Source organism: Pseudomonas sp. MWU12-2029 (assembly GCF_023242425.1).
GTDB classification, from domain to species: domain Bacteria; phylum Pseudomonadota; class Gammaproteobacteria; order Pseudomonadales; family Pseudomonadaceae; genus Aquipseudomonas; species Aquipseudomonas kribbensis.
Genome location: NZ_JALJDY010000010.1, coordinates 266,253 through 282,348 on the forward strand (window position 1 = coordinate 266,253; position 16,096 = coordinate 282,348).

18 protein-coding genes are annotated in these 16,096 nt (G+C 61.6%); 14 read left to right on the forward strand and 4 right to left on the reverse strand.

Annotated elements, in window-relative coordinates; all coding sequences use genetic code 11:
• The first annotated feature begins 17 nt into the window (after window positions 1–17).
• Genes M5B44_RS23915 through M5B44_RS23940 form a run of 6 tightly spaced genes read left to right on the forward strand, consistent with a single transcriptional unit; the run spans window position 18 to window position 4,604 of the window.
• Entirely contained in the window at window positions 18–851 is an 834-nt protein-coding gene (locus M5B44_RS23915; RefSeq protein WP_248740707.1) for an alpha/beta fold hydrolase, read from the forward strand.
• Complete coding sequence (locus M5B44_RS23920; protein WP_085603065.1) at window positions 848–2,329, forward strand: aldehyde dehydrogenase; 1,482 nt, start codon at window positions 848–850, stop codon at window positions 2,327–2,329. The genes M5B44_RS23915 and M5B44_RS23920 overlap by 4 nt, the downstream gene beginning before the upstream one ends.
• 12 nt (window positions 2,330–2,341) lie before the next feature.
• Window positions 2,342–2,827, forward strand: coding sequence for a flavin reductase family protein (locus tag M5B44_RS23925; protein WP_248740708.1), 486 nt, complete (start codon window positions 2,342–2,344; stop codon window positions 2,825–2,827).
• Window positions 2,828–2,838: 11 nt separating this feature from the next.
• The gene (locus tag M5B44_RS23930; RefSeq protein ID WP_007957404.1) at window positions 2,839–3,228 is read left to right on the forward strand and encodes a carboxymuconolactone decarboxylase family protein; all 390 of its coding nucleotides are present in this window, start codon (window positions 2,839–2,841) and stop codon (window positions 3,226–3,228) included.
• 58 nt (window positions 3,229–3,286) lie between these two features.
• On the forward strand, window positions 3,287–4,039 hold the full coding sequence (locus M5B44_RS23935) for a GntR family transcriptional regulator (RefSeq protein ID WP_134826442.1): 753 nt from the start codon (window positions 3,287–3,289) through the stop codon (window positions 4,037–4,039).
• A gap of 1 nt (window position 4,040) precedes the next feature.
• Window positions 4,041–4,604 (forward strand): NUDIX hydrolase, encoded by a 564-nt coding sequence (locus tag M5B44_RS23940; RefSeq protein WP_248740709.1) that lies wholly within the window; start codon window positions 4,041–4,043, stop codon window positions 4,602–4,604.
• A gap of 57 nt (window positions 4,605–4,661) precedes the next feature.
• Here the strand turns inward: M5B44_RS23940 and M5B44_RS23945 are convergent, their stop codons facing one another.
• Together M5B44_RS23945 and M5B44_RS23950 are read right to left on the reverse strand one after the other, a co-directional pair.
• Entirely contained in the window at window positions 4,662–5,144 is a 483-nt protein-coding gene (locus M5B44_RS23945) for a hypothetical protein (RefSeq protein WP_248740710.1), read from the reverse strand.
• A 139-nt stretch (window positions 5,145–5,283) separates the two neighbouring features.
• The gene (locus M5B44_RS23950) at window positions 5,284–5,577 is read right to left on the reverse strand and encodes a DUF1330 domain-containing protein (protein WP_248740711.1); all 294 of its coding nucleotides are present in this window, start codon (window positions 5,575–5,577) and stop codon (window positions 5,284–5,286) included.
• Window positions 5,578–5,642: 65 nt separating this feature from the next.
• Between M5B44_RS23950 and ribBA the strand changes: the two genes are divergently transcribed.
• The 5 genes from ribBA (at window position 5,643) to M5B44_RS23975 (ending at window position 10,875) form a co-directional block, all read left to right on the forward strand.
• Window positions 5,643–6,752, forward strand: a complete 1,110-nt coding sequence (gene ribBA, locus M5B44_RS23955; protein WP_248740712.1) for a bifunctional 3,4-dihydroxy-2-butanone-4-phosphate synthase/GTP cyclohydrolase II — start codon at window positions 5,643–5,645, stop codon at window positions 6,750–6,752.
• 166 nt (window positions 6,753–6,918) lie between these two features.
• A complete protein-coding gene (locus M5B44_RS23960) occupies window positions 6,919–7,944 on the forward strand; it encodes an ABC transporter substrate-binding protein (protein ID WP_248740713.1) in 1,026 nt (341 codons plus the stop codon).
• Window positions 7,941–8,888, forward strand: coding sequence for an ABC transporter permease (locus M5B44_RS23965; protein ID WP_248740738.1), 948 nt, complete (start codon window positions 7,941–7,943; stop codon window positions 8,886–8,888). The genes M5B44_RS23960 and M5B44_RS23965 overlap by 4 nt, the downstream gene beginning before the upstream one ends.
• Before the next feature lie 6 nt (window positions 8,889–8,894).
• Window positions 8,895–9,704 carry an ABC transporter permease gene (locus tag M5B44_RS23970; RefSeq protein ID WP_248740714.1) on the forward strand — a complete coding sequence of 270 codons (810 nt, stop codon included), beginning with the start codon at window positions 8,895–8,897 and terminating at the stop codon, window positions 9,702–9,704.
• 16 nt (window positions 9,705–9,720) lie between these two features.
• Complete coding sequence (locus tag M5B44_RS23975; protein ID WP_248740715.1) at window positions 9,721–10,875, forward strand: ABC transporter ATP-binding protein; 1,155 nt, start codon at window positions 9,721–9,723, stop codon at window positions 10,873–10,875.
• Window positions 10,876–10,937: 62 nt separating this feature from the next.
• Here M5B44_RS23975 and map read toward each other — a convergent pair whose 3' ends face one another.
• Entirely contained in the window at window positions 10,938–11,729 is a 792-nt protein-coding gene (gene map / locus M5B44_RS23980) for a type I methionyl aminopeptidase (protein WP_248740716.1), read from the reverse strand.
• Window positions 11,726–11,986, reverse strand: a complete 261-nt coding sequence (locus tag M5B44_RS23985) for a ParD-like family protein (RefSeq protein ID WP_085711344.1) — start codon at window positions 11,984–11,986, stop codon at window positions 11,726–11,728. The genes map and M5B44_RS23985 overlap by 4 nt, the downstream gene beginning before the upstream one ends.
• Before the next feature lie 296 nt (window positions 11,987–12,282).
• On the opposite strand from M5B44_RS23985, the gene M5B44_RS23990 reads away from it, so the two are divergent.
• The 3 genes from M5B44_RS23990 (at window position 12,283) to M5B44_RS24000 (ending at window position 16,029) form a co-directional block, all read left to right on the forward strand.
• Window positions 12,283–13,218 (forward strand): Ppx/GppA family phosphatase, encoded by a 936-nt coding sequence (locus M5B44_RS23990; protein ID WP_248740717.1) that lies wholly within the window; start codon window positions 12,283–12,285, stop codon window positions 13,216–13,218.
• 259 nt (window positions 13,219–13,477) lie between these two features.
• On the forward strand, window positions 13,478–14,854 hold the full coding sequence (locus M5B44_RS23995) for a pyridoxal-phosphate dependent enzyme (RefSeq protein ID WP_248740718.1): 1,377 nt from the start codon (window positions 13,478–13,480) through the stop codon (window positions 14,852–14,854).
• Window positions 14,851–16,029: a cystathionine gamma-synthase gene (locus M5B44_RS24000; protein WP_085711347.1), complete on the forward strand. Its 1,179-nt coding sequence runs from the start codon at window positions 14,851–14,853 to the stop codon at window positions 16,027–16,029. The genes M5B44_RS23995 and M5B44_RS24000 overlap by 4 nt, the downstream gene beginning before the upstream one ends.
• Window positions 16,030–16,096 lie beyond the last annotated feature (67 nt).

Below are 16,096 nucleotides of genomic sequence, written 5' to 3' on the forward strand. Positions count from 1 at the left end.
CACTGCAGGAGCGCTCCATGATTCGGCATACCGCTGAACTCACCCCGGCCGGCACCAGTTATCTGGCGACCGGCCAGGGCCACCCCGTGGTGTTGATCCACGGCGTGGGCCTGAACAAAGAAATGTGGGGCGGCCAGATCGTTGGTCTGGCCACGCAATACCGGGTGATCGCCTACGACATGCTCGGCCATGGCGCCAGCCCGCGTCCGGCCAGCGGCACCGCCCTGCTCGGTTATGCCGATCAGTTGCTGGAGCTGCTCGACCACCTGCAATTGCCGCTGGCATCGGTGATCGGTTTTTCCATGGGCGGCCTGGTGGCACGGGCATTTACCCTGCATTACCCGGAACGCCTGAAAAGCCTGGTGGTGCTCAACAGCGTGTTCAACCGCAGCGAAGAGCAGCGCGCCGGCGTCATCGCCCGCACCGCGCAGGCCGCAGAGCACGGGCCGGATGCGAATGCCGAAGCGGCACTGTCGCGCTGGTTCAGCCGTGAATATCAGGCAGCCAACCCGGCGCAGATCGCCGCGATTCGCCAGACCCTGGCCGGCAATGATCCGCAGGGTTACCTGACCACCTACGAATTGTTCGCCACACAAGACATGTACCGCGCCGACGACCTGGGCAGCATCCAGGCGCCGACGCTGATCGCCACCGGCGAGCTGGACCCCGGATCGACCCCGGAAATGGCCGAGCAACTGGCCGCGCGCATTCCCGGCGCGAAGGTTGCCGTGCTGCCCGAGCAACGGCATATGATGCCGGTAGAGTCGCCTCGGCTGGTGAACCAGAAGCTGCTGGAATTTCTCGAAACCGCACACGCCCGACAAAACCATATTAAGGGGATCGTTGCATGACACTCGCACGCTTCCAGATGTGCATCGGCGGAGAATGGGTCGACGCCCTCTCCGGCAAGACTTTCGAAAGCCTAAACCCGGCACTGGCCGAACCCTGGGCCGAACTGCCCGACGCCGATGAGGCCGATGTCGAGCGCGCCGTGCAAGCCGCGCAAACCGCTTTCGACAGCCCGGCATGGCGCGGCCTGACCGCCACCGCTCGCGGCAAACTGTTACGTCGTCTCGGTGACCTGATCGCTGAAAACAAGGAACAACTGGCGCAGCTGGAAAGCCGCGACAACGGCAAACTGATCCGCGAAACCCGGGGTCAGGTCGGATATCTGCCGGAGTTTTTCCACTACACCGCAGGCCTTGCAGACAAGCTCGAAGGCGGCACCCTGCCGCTGGACAAGCCCGACCTGTTTGCCTATACCGTGCACGAAGCCATGGGTGTAGTTGCCGCGATCATTCCGTGGAACAGCCCGCTTTATCTGACCGCGATCAAACTGGCGCCGGCGCTGGCGGCGGGCAACACCATCGTGATCAAACCGTCCGAGCACGCCTCGGCGACCATTCTGGAACTGGCGCGCCTGGCCCTCGAAGCCGGGATTCCGCCGGGCGTTGTCAACGTCGTCACCGGTTACGGCCCGAGCACCGGCGCCGCCCTCACCCGCCATCCGTTGATCCGCAAGATCGCCTTCACCGGCGGCGCGGCCACGGCCCGGCATGTGGTGCGCAGCAGCGCCGAAAACTTCGCCAAGCTGTCGCTGGAACTGGGCGGCAAGTCGCCGAACATCATCTTCGCCGACGCCGATCTCGACAGCGCGATCAACGGCGCCATCGCCGGGATTTACGCGGCGTCCGGCCAGAGCTGCGTATCCGGTTCGCGACTGCTGGTGCAGGACGAAATCTACGACGAGTTCGTCAGCCGGCTGGTGGAGCGCGCCCAGCGCATCCGCATCGGCAACCCGCAGGACGACAGCAGCGAAATGGGCCCGATGGCCACTGCGCAGCAACTGGCCGTGGTCGAAGGTCTGGTGGCCGACGCCATCGCCGAAGGTGCGCGCCTGCGTCTTGGGGGCAAACGCCCGAGCGGTGTGGGCGATGGCTGGTTCTACGAGCCAACGTTGTTCGAGTGCGACCGCAACTCGATGAAGATCATGCAGGAAGAAGTCTTCGGTCCGGTGGCTTCGGTCATCCGCTTCAAGGACGAAGCCGAAGCGCTGGCGATTGCCAACGACTCGCAGTTCGGCCTTGCCGCCGGTATCTGGACCCGCGACCTGGGCCGCGCCCACCGTCTGGCCCGGGACGTGCGCTCGGGGATCATCTGGGTCAACACCTACCGCGCGGTGTCGGCCATGGCACCGATCGGCGGCTTCAAGAACAGTGGCTATGGACGCGAAAGCGGCATCGATTCGGTGCTGGCCTACACCGAACTGAAAACGGTGTGGATCAACCTCTCTCAGGCTCCGATGCCTGATCCGTTTGTGATGCGCTAGGAGTCCTGCGACATGATCGAACCCGGCATTTACAAAGACGTCATGAGCTCGTTTCCGTCCGGGGTCACGGTGGTCACCACCCTCGACCCGGACGGCGGCATCGTCGGGATCACCGCCAGCGCCTTCAGTGCGCTGTCGATTGATCCGGCGCTAGTACTGTTCTGTCCCAACTACGCCTCCGACACTTATCCGGTGCTGCGCGACAGCAAGCGTTTCGCGATCCATTTGCTGTCCGCCGACCAGACCGCCGAGGCCTACGCTTTCGCCGGTAAAGGCAAGGACAAGGCCAATGGCATCGACTGGCACTTGAGCGAACTCGGTAACCCGATCCTCGCCAAGGCCACGGCGATCATCGAGTGCGAATTGTGGCGCGAGTACGACGGTGGCGATCACGCGATCATCGTTGGTGCGGTGAAGAACCTGATCCTGCCGGCGCAACCGGTGACGCCAATGATCTATCACAAGGGCAAGCTCGGCGGCTTGCCGACACTGGGCTGAGCGGAGGACACATGAGCAACGAAAAGTATGAGCAAGGCCTGAAGATCCGCACCCAGGTGCTCGGCGAAGCCTATGTTCAGCGCTCGATCGAGAACGCCGACGACTTCACCCGCCCGCTGCAGGAAATGGTCACCGAATACTGCTGGGGCCATGTCTGGGGGCGCGAGGGTCTGTCGCTCAAGGAGCGCAGCATGATCAACCTGGCGATGATCTCTGCGCTGAACCGCCCGCATGAACTCAAGCTGCATGTGCGCGGCGCCTTGCGTAACGGCCTGAGTCGTGAGCAAATACGCGAAATTCTGCTTCAGGTCGGTATTTATTGCGGCGTCCCGGCAGCCGTGGACAGTTTCCGGCTCGCCCGTGAAGCCTTCGCCGAAGCCGACGCCGAGGCCTCCAGTTAACCCCTCGGCTGTTTGAATGCCCGTCTGGCATGGACAGCCAACTTAAAGAGCGGACCCCATGAAACGCCTGCCACTCGACGACAGCTTCAAGGTCAATCGCAACCCCGTCACCCTGCGCGAAATCGTGCTGGATAAACTGCGAAGCGCCATCATGAACTTCCAGCTGCTGCCGGGCGATCGCCTGGTGGAGCGCGATCTGTGCGATCGCCTGGGCGTGAGCCGTACGTCGGTGCGCGAAGCCTTGCGCCACCTGGAATCCGAAGGCCTGGTGGAGTTCGCTGACGCCAAGGGTCCGCGCGTGGCGATCATCACCCTCGCCGATGCGGTCGACATCTATGAGCTGCGCTGCGTGCTCGAAGGCCTGATCGTCCAGCTGTTCACCCTGCGCGCCAAGGCCAAGGACATCAAGGCCCTGGAAAAAGCCCTCGACGAGAACCGCAAGGCGCTCAAGGACGGCGAACTGCAACAGGTGATCGACTCGGTGCAGGGTTTCTACGACGTACTGCTCGAAGGCTCGGGCAACCATGTCGCGGCCACCCAGTTGCGTCAGTTGCAGGCGCGCATCAGCTACCTGCGGGCGACCTCGGTGTCCCAGGAAAACCGTCGCGGCGCGAGCAACCAGGAAATGGAAAAAATGGTCGAGGCGATCAAGAGCGGCGACGCACTCGCAGCGCATCAGGCCTGCGTCGATCACGTCCGCGCTGCGGCTGCCGTGGCCCTCGAGTACCTCAAGCGTAAACAGGAAGAGACCGGCGCCACACCGGCGATCACCCTGCCCATCGCACTGAAAGAACCGCGTATAGGTCACTGACATGTTCAGCCCGAGCTTTTGCCCGAAATGCGGTGGCGCCGACCTCGGTCAGCAGGTGCCGTCGGGCGATACGCACGAGCGCCTGATGTGCCGCGGCTGCGGCTACATCCACTATGTGAACCCGAAGATCATCGCCGGCTGCATCATCGAGCAGGACGGCAAATACCTCTTGTGCCAACGGGCGATTCCCCCGCGCCCGGGCACCTGGACCCTGCCCGCCGGTTTCATGGAAAGCGGCGAAACCACCGAACAGGCCGCCCTGCGCGAAGTCTGGGAAGAAAGCGGCGTGCGCGCGGAAATCGTCTCGCCGTATTCGATCTTCAGCGTGCCGAAGATCAGCGAGGTCTACATCATCTTCCGCGCCCTCGCACTGGAAATCACTGGAGAGTACGGTCCGGAAACCCGGGACTGCAAATTCTTCGCCCCCGAAGACATCCCGTGGGAGCAGATCTACTACCCGGCGATCCGGCAGATCCTCGAACGCTACATCGAGGAACGCCAGGCCGGGGTCTATGGCATGTACATGGGCAATGACGACAGCGGCAAGATTCATTTCATGCGTTGATCAGCCGTCACTTGCAAGAGATACAGAGCCCGGCCCGATTCCTCGGTAGATAGGTGCTCAATCCGGCATCGCACGAATGATATCCGCCAGATCATCTTTGGTGATTTCATTGGCTTTGAGAGCAGCGGAGATGTCTTTCTTGGAGAGCGGGAAACGCTTGAAAATGTCTTTCAAGGTATCGGCATCAATATTGGCCAGCCAAAGAGGATCGATAAAAGAACCGCCATATTCAGGCTTCATTGGGACTTCTTCGTGGGCAATGGCACCTTTGTGATTCAGATACACCACATAACGATCGTGCCCTTCAGGAAAGCTTTTATCGTGATATAGCGTTGTTCCCATCGGCAGGACATAGTAATTGTCATCGCCGCCTTGCCCTTCGACCAGCAGGGGTTCTTTGGTTTTAACCAGCTCCAGATCGCGTTCCTTCGCACTGTTCCCGAAAATCAGAAAAGCCAGAAAGACTGCATTTACAAATAGCGCAATCACCAGCCAGAGGCCTACTCGCCCACCTGCAAACATTCCTTTTGTCATGCGCATCAATATTCCCTTAGAGCACACCGTGCAAAACCGCAGGCATTAAATTCCGTCCGGCGGACGATCTCCTGATCCAGAAAAAATATCAAAAGATCGCGGCCGCGTTCGATTCTGTAGTTCTTGCGGGTTTGCAGGCAAGACGTTACGGCGCCATCCCTTCCACAATAATGATCTCCGCCCGCGCCCACTCCTCGCGATAGCTCTTTGCTTCCTGATACGCCGCCGAGCGGTAGCACGCCACCGCCTGCTCGTAGCTTTCGAACTCGATCACCACGCTTCGCTGTGGCGTCGTCCGCCCTTCCATCGCTTCGCTGCGCCCGCCTCTGGCTAAAAACTTCGCGCCGAACTCGGCGAACGCTTTCGGCGCGCGCTGGGTGTATTGGCTGTAGTGATCGGGATCGGTGATGTCCACGTGAGCAATCCAGTACGCCTTCATAGTGACCTCTTGGTTGAATTTGTATTATGGTATACCACGAATTTCACTCAAATCGAGAGTCCAGCATGGCCTTCAACAGCATCGAAGAAATCATCGAAGATTATCGCCTCGGCAAAATGGTGTTGCTGGTCGATGACGAGGATCGGGAAAACGAAGGCGACCTGCTGCTGGCCGCTGATCGCTGCACGCCCGAAGCGATCAGTTTTATGGCCCGTGAGGCCCGAGGGCTGATTTGTCTGACGTTGACTGACGATCATTGCCAGCGTCTGGGGCTTGAGCAAATGGTGCCGAGCAATGGCAGCGTGTTCAGCACGGCGTTCACGGTCTCCATCGAAGCGGCGGTCGGCGTGACCACCGGCATTTCTGCTGCCGACCGCGCCTGCACGGTGGCCGCTGCGGTGGCGTCGAACGCTCGCGCTGAAGACCTGGTGCAGCCCGGCCATATCTTCCCGCTGCGCGCCAAGGAAGGTGGCGTGTTGACCCGCGCCGGTCACACCGAGGCCGGTTGCGATTTGGCGCGTCTGGCAGGTTTCACGCCCGCCTCGGTGATTGTCGAAGTGATGAACGACGACGGCACCATGGCCCGCCGCCCGGATCTGGAAGTCTTTGCGCGCAAGCACGGGATCAGGATCGGCACCATCGCCGACCTGATCCACTATCGCCTGAGCACCGAACACACCATCGAGCGCATCGGCGAGCGGGAGTTGCCGACGGTGCATGGCACGTTCCGTTTGATCACCTTCGAAGATCGCATCGAGGGTGGTGTGCACATGGCGATGGTCATGGGTGAGCTGCGCCGTGAGGAGCCGACGCTGGTGCGTGTGCATGTGATCGATCCGCTTCGCGATCTGGTGGGTGCCGAGTACAGCGGACCGACGAACTGGACGCTGTGGGCAGCGCTGCAACGGGTCGCGGCCGAAGGCCATGGCGTGGTCGTGGTGCTGGCCAATCATGAGTCGTCGCAGGCGTTGCTGGAGCGGGTGCCGCAACTGACGCAGCCGCCACGGCAGTTCAGTCGCTCGCAATCGCGGATCTATTCGGAGGTCGGCACCGGAGCGCAGATTCTGCAGAACCTGGGCGTCGGCAAGCTGCGTCACCTGGGCCCACCGCTGAAATATGCCGGTTTGACCGGCTACGATCTTGAGGTGGTCGAGAGCATTCCGTTCACCGAATGACCCCGTTTGCCAGATAGCCGGTAAGGCAAAGTGCTTGCACAATGTTTGGAATACCATAATATGATATTCCATAGACCGGACGACCTGAAAAACCGTCCAGCTACTGCTCCCGACAGGCGGGCAACAACGCAAGCCCGCTCAAAAACACAACAATGAGGGCGTAAAAATGGTGTTGAACAAAGCTGCAACCGCGATCTTTCTTGCGGGACTGCTGAGCGTGACCGGTCAGGCCGCGATGGCCGCCGAGAGTGTGAACTTTGTCAGCTGGGGCGGTAGCACCCAGGATGCGCAGAAACAGGCCTGGGCTGATCCGTTCAGCAAGGCCAGCGGCATCACCGTCGTGCAGGACGGCCCGACCGACTACGGCAAACTCAAGGCCATGGTCGAAAGCGGCAACGTGCAATGGGACGTGGTCGACGTCGAAGCCGACTTCGCCCTGCGCGCCGCCGCCGAAGGCCTGCTCGAACCCCTCGATTTCAAACAGATCCAGCGCGACAAGATCGACCCGCGCTTCGTCAGCGACTACGGCGTCGGTTCGTTCTTCTTCTCCTTCGTCCTCGGCTACAACGAGGGCAAGCTCGGCGCCAGCAAGCCGCAGGACTGGAGCGCGCTGTTCGACACCAAGACCTACCCCGGCAAACGCGCCCTGTACAAATGGCCGAGCCCCGGCGTGCTCGAACTGGCCCTGCTCGCCGACGGCGTGCCGGCCGACAAGCTCTACCCGCTGGACCTGGATCGCGCCTTCAAGAAACTCGACACCATCAAGAAAGACATCGTCTGGTGGGGCGGCGGCGCGCAGTCGCAGCAACTGCTGGCTTCCGGTGAAGCGAGCATGGGCCAGTTCTGGAACGGCCGGATCCATGCCCTGCAGGAAGACGGCGCACCGGTGGGCGTGAGCTGGAAACAGAACCTCGTAATGGCTGACATCCTGGTCGTGCCGAAGGGTTCGAAAAACAAGGACGCGGCGATGAAGTTCCTGGCCAGCGCCAGCAGCGCGAAGGGCCAGGCCGACTTCTCCAACCTGACCGCCTACGCCCCGGTCAACGTCGACAGTGTGCAGCGTCTGGACTCGACGCTGGCCCCGAACCTGCCGACTGCCTACGCTAAGGACCAGATCACTCTTGATTTCGCGTACTGGGCCAAGAACGGCCAGGCCATCGCGACACGGTGGAACGAATGGCTGGTCAAATGAAAATGGCGGCCACCGCGTCCCGTCCCTCCACTGCCACCGGGAGCGCCGCCAGCGCTGCCGGGTCGGCCGCCGAAAAAAAGGCCAGTGCCATGGCGCCAGCCCCGTCCCTCAAGCAACGCTGGCGCGGCGCCGGCAACCTCGCGCCGGCGCTGCTGTTCCTCGGCCTGTTCTTTCTCGCGCCGTTGATTGGCCTGCTGTTGCGCGGCGTTCTCGAACCGGTGCCGGGCCTTGGCAACTACGAACAACTGTTCGCCAACTCGGCGTACGCCCGGGTGCTGTTCAACACTTTTTCGGTGGCCGGACTGGTGACGGTGTTCAGCCTGCTGCTGGGCTTCCCGCTGGCCTGGGCAATCACCTTGGTGCCACGGGGCTGGGGTCGCTGGATCCTCAACATCGTGCTGCTGTCGATGTGGACCAGCCTCCTCGCCCGCACCTATTCGTGGCTGGTGCTGCTGCAGGCTTCGGGCGTCATCAATAAAGCCTTGATGGCCATGGGCATTATCGATCAGCCGCTGGAAATGGTGCACAACCTGACCGGCGTGGTGATCGGCATGAGCTACATCATGATCCCGTTCATCGTGCTGCCGTTGCAGGCGACCATGCAGGCCATCGACCCGATGATCCTGCAGGCCGGCTCGATCTGCGGCGCCAGTCCATGGACCAACTTCTTCCGGGTGTTCCTGCCGCTGTGCCGGCCGGGCCTGGCGTCCGGCGGGTTGATGGTGTTCGTGATGTCGCTCGGTTACTACGTCACCCCGGCGCTGCTGGGCGGGGCGCAGAACATGATGCTGCCGGAGTTCATCATTCAGCAGGTGCAATCGTTCCTCAACTGGGGTCTGGCCAGCGCCGGCGCCGCGTTGCTGATCGTCATCACCCTGGTGCTGTTCTACTTCTACCTGAAGCTTCAGCCGGAATCCCCGGTTGGCGCCAGTAACGCGAGGTAAGCCGACATGCTCCTGACTCCCAACGCCATGAGCCGCCGGATGCGCTTCGGCCTGTATGCAACCACCGGGCTGATCGCACTGTTTCTGCTGCTGCCGATCGTGTTCATCGTGCTGCTGTCGTTCGGCTCGTCCCAATGGCTGGTGTTCCCGCCACCGGGCTGGACGCTGAAATGGTATGGCCAGTTCTTCTCCAATGCCGACTGGATGAATGCAGCGGCCGCCAGCTTCAAGGTTGCGGTGCTGACCACGATCTGCGCCGTGGCCCTCGGTTTGCCGACTGCCTTTGCGCTGGTGCGCGGGCGCTTTCCCGGCCGGGAAATGCTCTACGGCCTGTTCACCCTGCCGATGATCGTGCCGCTGGTGATCATCGCCGTGGCGGTGTACGCGCTGTTCCTCAAGCTCGGCTACACCGGGACGATGTTCGCCTTCGTCGTCAGCCATGTGATCGTCGCGCTGCCGTTTACCATCATCTCGATCATCAACTCGCTGAAGCTGTTTGATCAGTCGATTGAAGACGCGGCGGTGATCTGCGGAGCGTCACGCCTGCAAGCGGTGTTCAAGGTGACCTTTCCGGCGATTCGTCCGGGGATGGTGGCCGGCGCCCTCTTCGCCTTCCTGGTTTCGTGGGACGAAGTGGTGCTCAGCGTGATGATGGCCAGCCCGACCCTGCAAACCCTTCCCGTGAAAATGTGGACCACCCTGCGCCAGGACCTGACGCCCGTGATCGCCGTCGCTTCGACGCTGCTGATCGGCCTGTCGGTGTTGGTCATGGTGATCGCCGCCGCGCTGCGCCGGCGCAACGAAATCAGCGCCTGAGCGCCAGGAGTACGACATGAGTGCCGTGATCAAAGACGCATCCCAGCAGAACGACAAACCCCTGGTCAGCCTGCGCAACCTGAACAAGCACTACGGCGATTTCGCCGCCGTGGACAACATCTCGCTGGACATCAAGGACGGCGAATTCCTGACCTTCCTCGGCTCCAGCGGCTCGGGCAAAAGCACCACGCTGTCGATGCTTGCCGGCTTCGAAACCCCGAGCAGCGGCGAGATCCTGGTCAACGGACAGTCGCTGGTCAACGTACCGCCGCACAAACGCGACATCGGCATGGTGTTCCAGCGTTATTCACTGTTCCCACATCTGTCGGTGCGCGACAACATCGCGTTCCCGCTGGCGATCCGCAAACTCGCGGCGGCCGAGCGTGACAAACGTGTCGATGCGATGCTGAAACTGGTGCAACTCGAACAGTTCGCTCATCGCCGTCCTTCGCAACTGTCCGGCGGCCAGCAGCAACGGGTCGCCATCGCACGGGCGCTGGTCTACGAGCCACGCATTCTGCTGATGGACGAACCCCTCGGCGCGCTGGACAAGAAACTGCGCGAAGACTTGCAGGACGAGTTGCGCCAGTTGCACCGTCGCCTCGGCATCACCATCGTCTACGTGACCCACGATCAGGAAGAAGCCATGCGCCTGTCCCAGCGCATCGCGATTTTCAGTCACGGCAAGATTGTCGGGCTCGGCAGCGGTTATGACCTGTACCAGAATCCGCCGAATGCATTTGTGGCGTCGTTCCTTGGCAACTCGAACTTCCTCAAACTCAAGGCTCAGGGCAACGGCGCGGCGAGTTTTGAAGGGCAATCGCTGTCGATTCGCCTGACTGCCGGATTGCAGACCGGGCAGGATGTTTTGCTGATGGTGCGCCCGGAAAAGGCGTTGGCGTTGAGTGTGCAGCAAGCGGCGAGCGAGCCGTTGGCAGCGGGCTGGAACGAGGTTTCGGCGAAGGTGGTCGAGGTGCTGTTTCTGGGCGAGAGCCAGACGTGCAGTGTGGTGACTTCAGGCGGGACTTCGATGACGGTGAAAGCGCTGTCGGCGGCGGGGATGCCGTTGAAGGCCGGGGATCCGGTGCAGGTGCGCTGGGCGACTGCCGATGCCTGCGTCTATACCGAGTGGGCCGAAAGCGACTTGAACAAAGCGGCGGGCGCTCACTGACCTGCGGACTTTTCGCGTGTTACTTGCGGCCACCGCAACGTAGGGTTGCGGTGGCCTTTTTTTCAAGCGATAGCCGTAAAACCTTCGATCTGATCAGGCCAGGCCGTCAACACCTCAAACCCGTCCTCCGTCACCGCCACCATGTGTTCCCACTGCGCCGACAGCGAGCCATCCTTGGTCAGCACGGTCCAGCCATCCGGCATGTTCTTCACATGGCGCTTGCCGGCATTGAGCATCGGCTCGATGGTGAAGATCATCCCCGCTTTCAGCTTCAGGCCCTGATTCGGATATCCGTAATGCAGCACTTGCGGCTCATCGTGATAGACCTTGCCGATCCCGTGCCCGCAGTACTCGCGCACCACACTGAAACCTTCGCGCTCCGCCAGGCTCTGGATCGCATGACCGATGTCACCCAGGGTGGCGCCCGGACGCACCACGCGAATACCGGCGCACATGGCCTCGTAGGTAGTCTTGATCAGATGCTGCGCCTCGGCTGAGGCCTGGCCGACCACGTACATGCGGCTGGTGTCGCCGAACCAGCCGTCCTTGATCACGGCGATGTCGAGATTGAGGATGTCGCCATCCTTCAACGGCGTGCCCGATGGAATGCCGTGACAGACCACGTCATTGACCGACGCGCAGACGGTTTTCGGGAAGCCGTGATAACCGACGTTGGCCGGAATCGCCTTCTGCACATTGACGATGTAATCGTTGCACAAACGGTCGAGCTGATCCGTTGTAACCCCGGCCTTGACGTGGGGCACCAGCATCGCCAGCACCTCGGCGGCCAATTGCGCAGCCACACGGGATTGGGCGATCTCGGCCCGGGTGTTGATCTTGATCGGGTTTCTCATGCCTTGGCTGCCTCTTGAACCGGGATGTTCTGCGCGGCATCGGCCAGGGCACAGATTTGTTGCAGATCCAGACCACCCGCTTGCTCGGCGCGAATCAGCAAGCGGCAGATGGCGTGGTGATCGAGGTCGGGATACAGCTCGGCGAGCATGCCGATGCGCATCCAGTGCTCGGCCTGCGCGTTGATCGAGCGGCTGAGTGCATTGCTGGAGATGCGCAGGTTTTCGTGCATGTCCTCTGAAATCTTTACGATGCCCATTACGAAATCCGATATGAAATATATATGGATCGTATATTAATCGGGCATTCCTTCGAATTGCAAATTTCGCTGACAAGTCAAATCGCAGGCAAAAAAAAGCTGCCAAAGTTGGCAGCCAAAATCATGAAAAGCACGCGATGTATTGGGGGCAAGTATGGACACCCGATAATGACACTGTCATGACAGCGTCAAATTCATTGAACCGCCCTCCCCGCGTCATCAGGTTGTCATCGAAGCCATTGCAGAATCCTCGCAAACCGCCCGGGCCTGGGGTGGTGGATTTTGCAAGGATTCCCATGAAAGAAGACGCCTCGCTGTTTGCTGCCATCGATCTCGGTTCGAATGCGTTTCGCATGATGATCGGTCAGTCGGTCCGCAGCAGAAAAGGCTTCATGATTCAGGAAGTGAAAACCTTGCGTGAACCGGTGCGGCTGGCCGAGGGATTCGATGGCCGGGCGCTCGACGAGATGGCACTGGATCGCGGCTGGCAGGCCCTGGCGCGGTTCGGCAAAAAGCTGCGCGGTTTCGAGCCGGGCCGTGTGCGGGCGGTGGCCACCAGCGCCGTGCGCGAGGCCGACAATGCCCAGTTGTTTCTTGGCAGTGCGGAGCGGCATCTGGGCTTTCGCATCGATGTGATTTCCGGGCACGAAGAAGCGCGTCTGGTCTACGCCGGTGTGGCCCACACCTTGCCGGTCGCCGATGACATGCGCCTGGTGGTCGACATTGGTGGCGGCTCCACCGAACTGATCCTCGGCCAGGGTTCGCAACCGTTACTGACCGAAAGCATCGCCATCGGCAGCGGCACCCTGAGCGCACGCTACTTTCGCAATGGCGACATTTCCCCGGGCGCCCTGCAAGAGGCCGAACGGGTGGCCATCCTGCAATTCGAGAAAGTCGCCCGCCGCTATCGCGCCCAGGGCTGGCAGCAGACTATCGGCTCCTCGGGCACGGCACGGATGCTGGCCAAAGTGCTCAAGGCCAATCGCCTGAACGACTACGGTCAGGGCGGCATCACCTATGGCGGCCTGCTGCGGCTGTCGCTTCGCCTGCTGGACGTCAGCAATGTGCGGCAATTGAAACTCGTCGGCCTGCAGTCGCATCGCCAGAGCATTCTGCCCGGCGGCCTGGTCGTCATGCTCGCGGCCTTCAAGGTGTTCGGCATCGCGCAAATGGAGCCATCGGAACCCGGTTTGCGGCTGGGTGTGCTGCACGGTCTGATGAGCAACCACTGATCGGTTTTCGCTGCCGGATATTCATCGTCAGATCAAGCCGTTCCTGCCGCTGAAGACGCCCTTTGAATACTCGATGACGCCTCTGTGTAAACCTCGGTAAATCGCTTCCTTCCCTTCTCTGATTTCGTTCTATGGTTAGATCGAAATGGCTGAATTGCACGCTGACTAATGGTTGCGACAGTTGATGTCTGCGCCTATGTTGCACGCGAGCTTTTCCCCCGCGAATGGAACGCGATCAACACCACAAAGAGGTGAAGAAATGTCAAAGGAATCACGCCCTGCCGTACTTGGGCTGATCGGCAATACTCCGCTGGTACAAGTCACCCGCTTCGATACCGGTCTGTGCACCCTGTTTCTCAAGCTCGAATCCCAGAACCCCGGCGGCTCGATCAAGGATCGTATCGGCCTGGCGATGATTGACGCCGCCGAACGCGACGGTCGCCTGCAACCCGGTGGCACGATCGTTGAAGCCACCGCCGGCAACACCGGCCTGGGCCTGGCACTGGTGGGCCGCGCCAAGGGCTACCGCGTCGTGCTGGTGGTGCCGGACAAGATGTCCACGGAAAAAGTCCTGCACCTCAAGGCCATGGGCGCCGAAGTGCACATCACCCGCTCCGATGTCGGCAAGGGTCACCCCGAGTACTATCAGGACGTCGCCGCCCGTCTGGCGAAAGACATTCCCGGCGCCTTCTTCGCCGACCAGTTCAACAACCCGGCCAACCCGCTGGCCCACGAATGCAGCACCGCGCCGGAAATCTGGGCGCAGACCGAGCATGATCTGGATGCCATCGTGGTCGGCGTCGGTTCCGCCGGTACGCTGACCGGCCTGACCCGTTTCTTCAAACGCGTACAACCGGACCTCGAGATGGTCCTGGCCGACCCGGTCGGTTCGGTCATGGCTGAATACAGCCGCAGCAAGCACTTGGGCACCGCTGGATCGTGGGCGGTGGAAGGCATTGGCGAGGACTTCATTCCGTCGATCACCGACCTGTCGAGCGTGCGCAGCGCCTACTCGATCAGCGACGAAGAAAGCTTCGATCACGCCCGTCAGTTGTTGAAAGCCGAAGGCATTCTCGGTGGTTCGTCCACCGGCACCCTACTCGCCGCCGCGCTGCGTTACTGCCGTGAGCAGACGGTGCCGAAACGCGTGGTCAGCTTCGTCTGCGACACAGGTACGCGCTATCTGTCGAAGGTCTACAACGACCAGTGGATGACCGATCAGGGCCTGTTACAGCGCAAACGCTACGGCGATCTGCGCGACCTGATTGCCCGACGTTTCGAAGACGGCAAAGTCGTCAGCGTCGGCCCGGACGATACGCTGATGACCGCGTTCCAGCGCATGCGCCTGGCGGATGTTTCGCAACTGCCGGTGCTGGTGGAAGGCAAACAACTGGTCGGCGTGATCGACGAATCGGACATTCTGGTGCGCGTCCACGAAGACGCCTCGCTCTTCAGCAAACCCGTCGCCAGCGCGATGACGGACAAACTGCAAACCCTCGCCCCCGCCGCGACCCTGGCTGAACTGGAAGCCGTGCTCAGCAGCGGCCTGGTGGCGATCATTGCCGACGCTTCGGGCTTCCACGGCCTGATCACCCGCGTCGACATGCTCAACCAACTACGGAGATCCCTTGCATGAGTCAGCACGACAAGAACGCCCGCCCGCAGGGTTTCGCCACCCGCGTGATCCACGCCGGGCAGACGCCGGACCCGACCACTGGCGCGCTGATGCCGCCGATCTACGCCAACTCCACGTATCTGCAAGACAGCCCCGGCGTGCACAAGGGTTTCGACTATGGCCGCTCGCACAACCCGACGCGTTTTGCCCTGGAGCGTTGCGTGGCGGATCTGGAGGGCGGCACCCAGGCGTTCGCCTTCGCTTCCGGGCTGGCGACGATTTCCACCGTGCTCGAACTGATCGATGCCGGCTCGCACATCGTGTCCGGCAATGATCTGTACGGCGGCACCTTCCGCCTGTTCGACAAAGTGCGTCAACGCAGCGCCGGGCATCGTTTCAGCTACGTCGATCTGGCCGATCTGTCGGCGTTCGAAGCCTCGTTGCAGGACGACACACGCATGGTCATGGTGGAGACGCCAACCAACCCGCTGCTGAGCCTGTCCGACCTCGCCGCCATTGCGCGCATCTGCAAGGCTCGCGGGATCATCTGCGTGGCCGACAACACTTTCGCCAGCCCGTGGATCCAGCGTCCGCTGGAGCTGGGATTCGACATCGTGCTGCACTCGACCACCAAGTACCTGAACGGTCACTCCGATGTGATCGGCGGCATCGCGGTAGTCGGTGACAATCCAGCACTGGCCGAGCGCCTGGGCTTCCTGCAGAACGCCGTCGGTGCCATCTCCGGCCCGTTCGACGCGTTCCTCACGCTGCGCGGTGTGAAGACCCTGGCGCTGCGTATGGAGCGTCATTGCAGCAACGCGCTGGAGCTGGCGCGCTGGCTGGAGCAGCAGCCGCAGGTCAAGCGCGTCTACTACCCAGGTCTGGAGTCGCATCCGCAGCATGAACTGGCCAAGCGTCAGATGCGCGGTTTCGGCGGGATGATTTCCCTGGATCTGAACAGTGATCTGGCAGGTGCTCGACGCTTCCTGGAGAACGTACAGATTTTCGCCCTCGCCGAAAGCCTCGGTGGCGTGGAAAGCCTGATCGAGCACCCGGCGATCATGACCCACGCCACCATCCCGGCCGAAACCCGCGCCAAGCTCGGCATCGGTGACAGCCTGGTGCGCCTGTCGGTGGGCGTAGAGGATATCGAGGACCTGCGTGCGGATCTGGCGCAAGCGCTGGCCAGCATCTAACCCGCAGAAACGTCAAAGCCCGCACGAAGCGGGCTTTGGTGTTCGAGTAGGCGGCCAGTGCTGGTCT

Bases quoted from the DNA above. Each gene is read 5' to 3' on its own strand.
- M5B44_RS23915 (WP_248740707.1), top strand. From the start codon at position 18: ATGATTCGGCATACCGCTGAACTCACCCCGGCCGGCACCAGTTATCTG.
- M5B44_RS23920 (WP_085603065.1), top strand. From the start codon at position 848: ATGACACTCGCACGCTTCCAGATGTGCATCGGCGGAGAATGGGTCGAC.
- M5B44_RS23925 (WP_248740708.1), top strand. From the start codon at position 2,342: ATGATCGAACCCGGCATTTACAAAGACGTCATGAGCTCGTTTCCGTCC.
- M5B44_RS23930 (WP_007957404.1), top strand. From the start codon at position 2,839: ATGAGCAACGAAAAGTATGAGCAAGGCCTGAAGATCCGCACCCAGGTG.
- M5B44_RS23935 (WP_134826442.1), top strand. From the start codon at position 3,287: ATGAAACGCCTGCCACTCGACGACAGCTTCAAGGTCAATCGCAACCCC.
- M5B44_RS23940 (WP_248740709.1), top strand. From the start codon at position 4,041: ATGTTCAGCCCGAGCTTTTGCCCGAAATGCGGTGGCGCCGACCTCGGT.
- M5B44_RS23945 (WP_248740710.1), bottom strand. From the start codon at position 5,144: ATGCGCATGACAAAAGGAATGTTTGCAGGTGGGCGAGTAGGCCTCTGG.
- M5B44_RS23950 (WP_248740711.1), bottom strand. From the start codon at position 5,577: ATGAAGGCGTACTGGATTGCTCACGTGGACATCACCGATCCCGATCAC.
- ribBA (WP_248740712.1), top strand. From the start codon at position 5,643: ATGGCCTTCAACAGCATCGAAGAAATCATCGAAGATTATCGCCTCGGC.
- M5B44_RS23960 (WP_248740713.1), top strand. From the start codon at position 6,919: ATGGTGTTGAACAAAGCTGCAACCGCGATCTTTCTTGCGGGACTGCTG.
- M5B44_RS23965 (WP_248740738.1), top strand. From the start codon at position 7,941: ATGAAAATGGCGGCCACCGCGTCCCGTCCCTCCACTGCCACCGGGAGC.
- M5B44_RS23970 (WP_248740714.1), top strand. From the start codon at position 8,895: ATGCTCCTGACTCCCAACGCCATGAGCCGCCGGATGCGCTTCGGCCTG.
- M5B44_RS23975 (WP_248740715.1), top strand. From the start codon at position 9,721: ATGAGTGCCGTGATCAAAGACGCATCCCAGCAGAACGACAAACCCCTG.
- map (WP_248740716.1), bottom strand. From the start codon at position 11,729: ATGAGAAACCCGATCAAGATCAACACCCGGGCCGAGATCGCCCAATCC.
- M5B44_RS23985 (WP_085711344.1), bottom strand. From the start codon at position 11,986: ATGGGCATCGTAAAGATTTCAGAGGACATGCACGAAAACCTGCGCATC.
- M5B44_RS23990 (WP_248740717.1), top strand. From the start codon at position 12,283: ATGAAAGAAGACGCCTCGCTGTTTGCTGCCATCGATCTCGGTTCGAAT.
- M5B44_RS23995 (WP_248740718.1), top strand. From the start codon at position 13,478: ATGTCAAAGGAATCACGCCCTGCCGTACTTGGGCTGATCGGCAATACT.
- M5B44_RS24000 (WP_085711347.1), top strand. From the start codon at position 14,851: ATGAGTCAGCACGACAAGAACGCCCGCCCGCAGGGTTTCGCCACCCGC.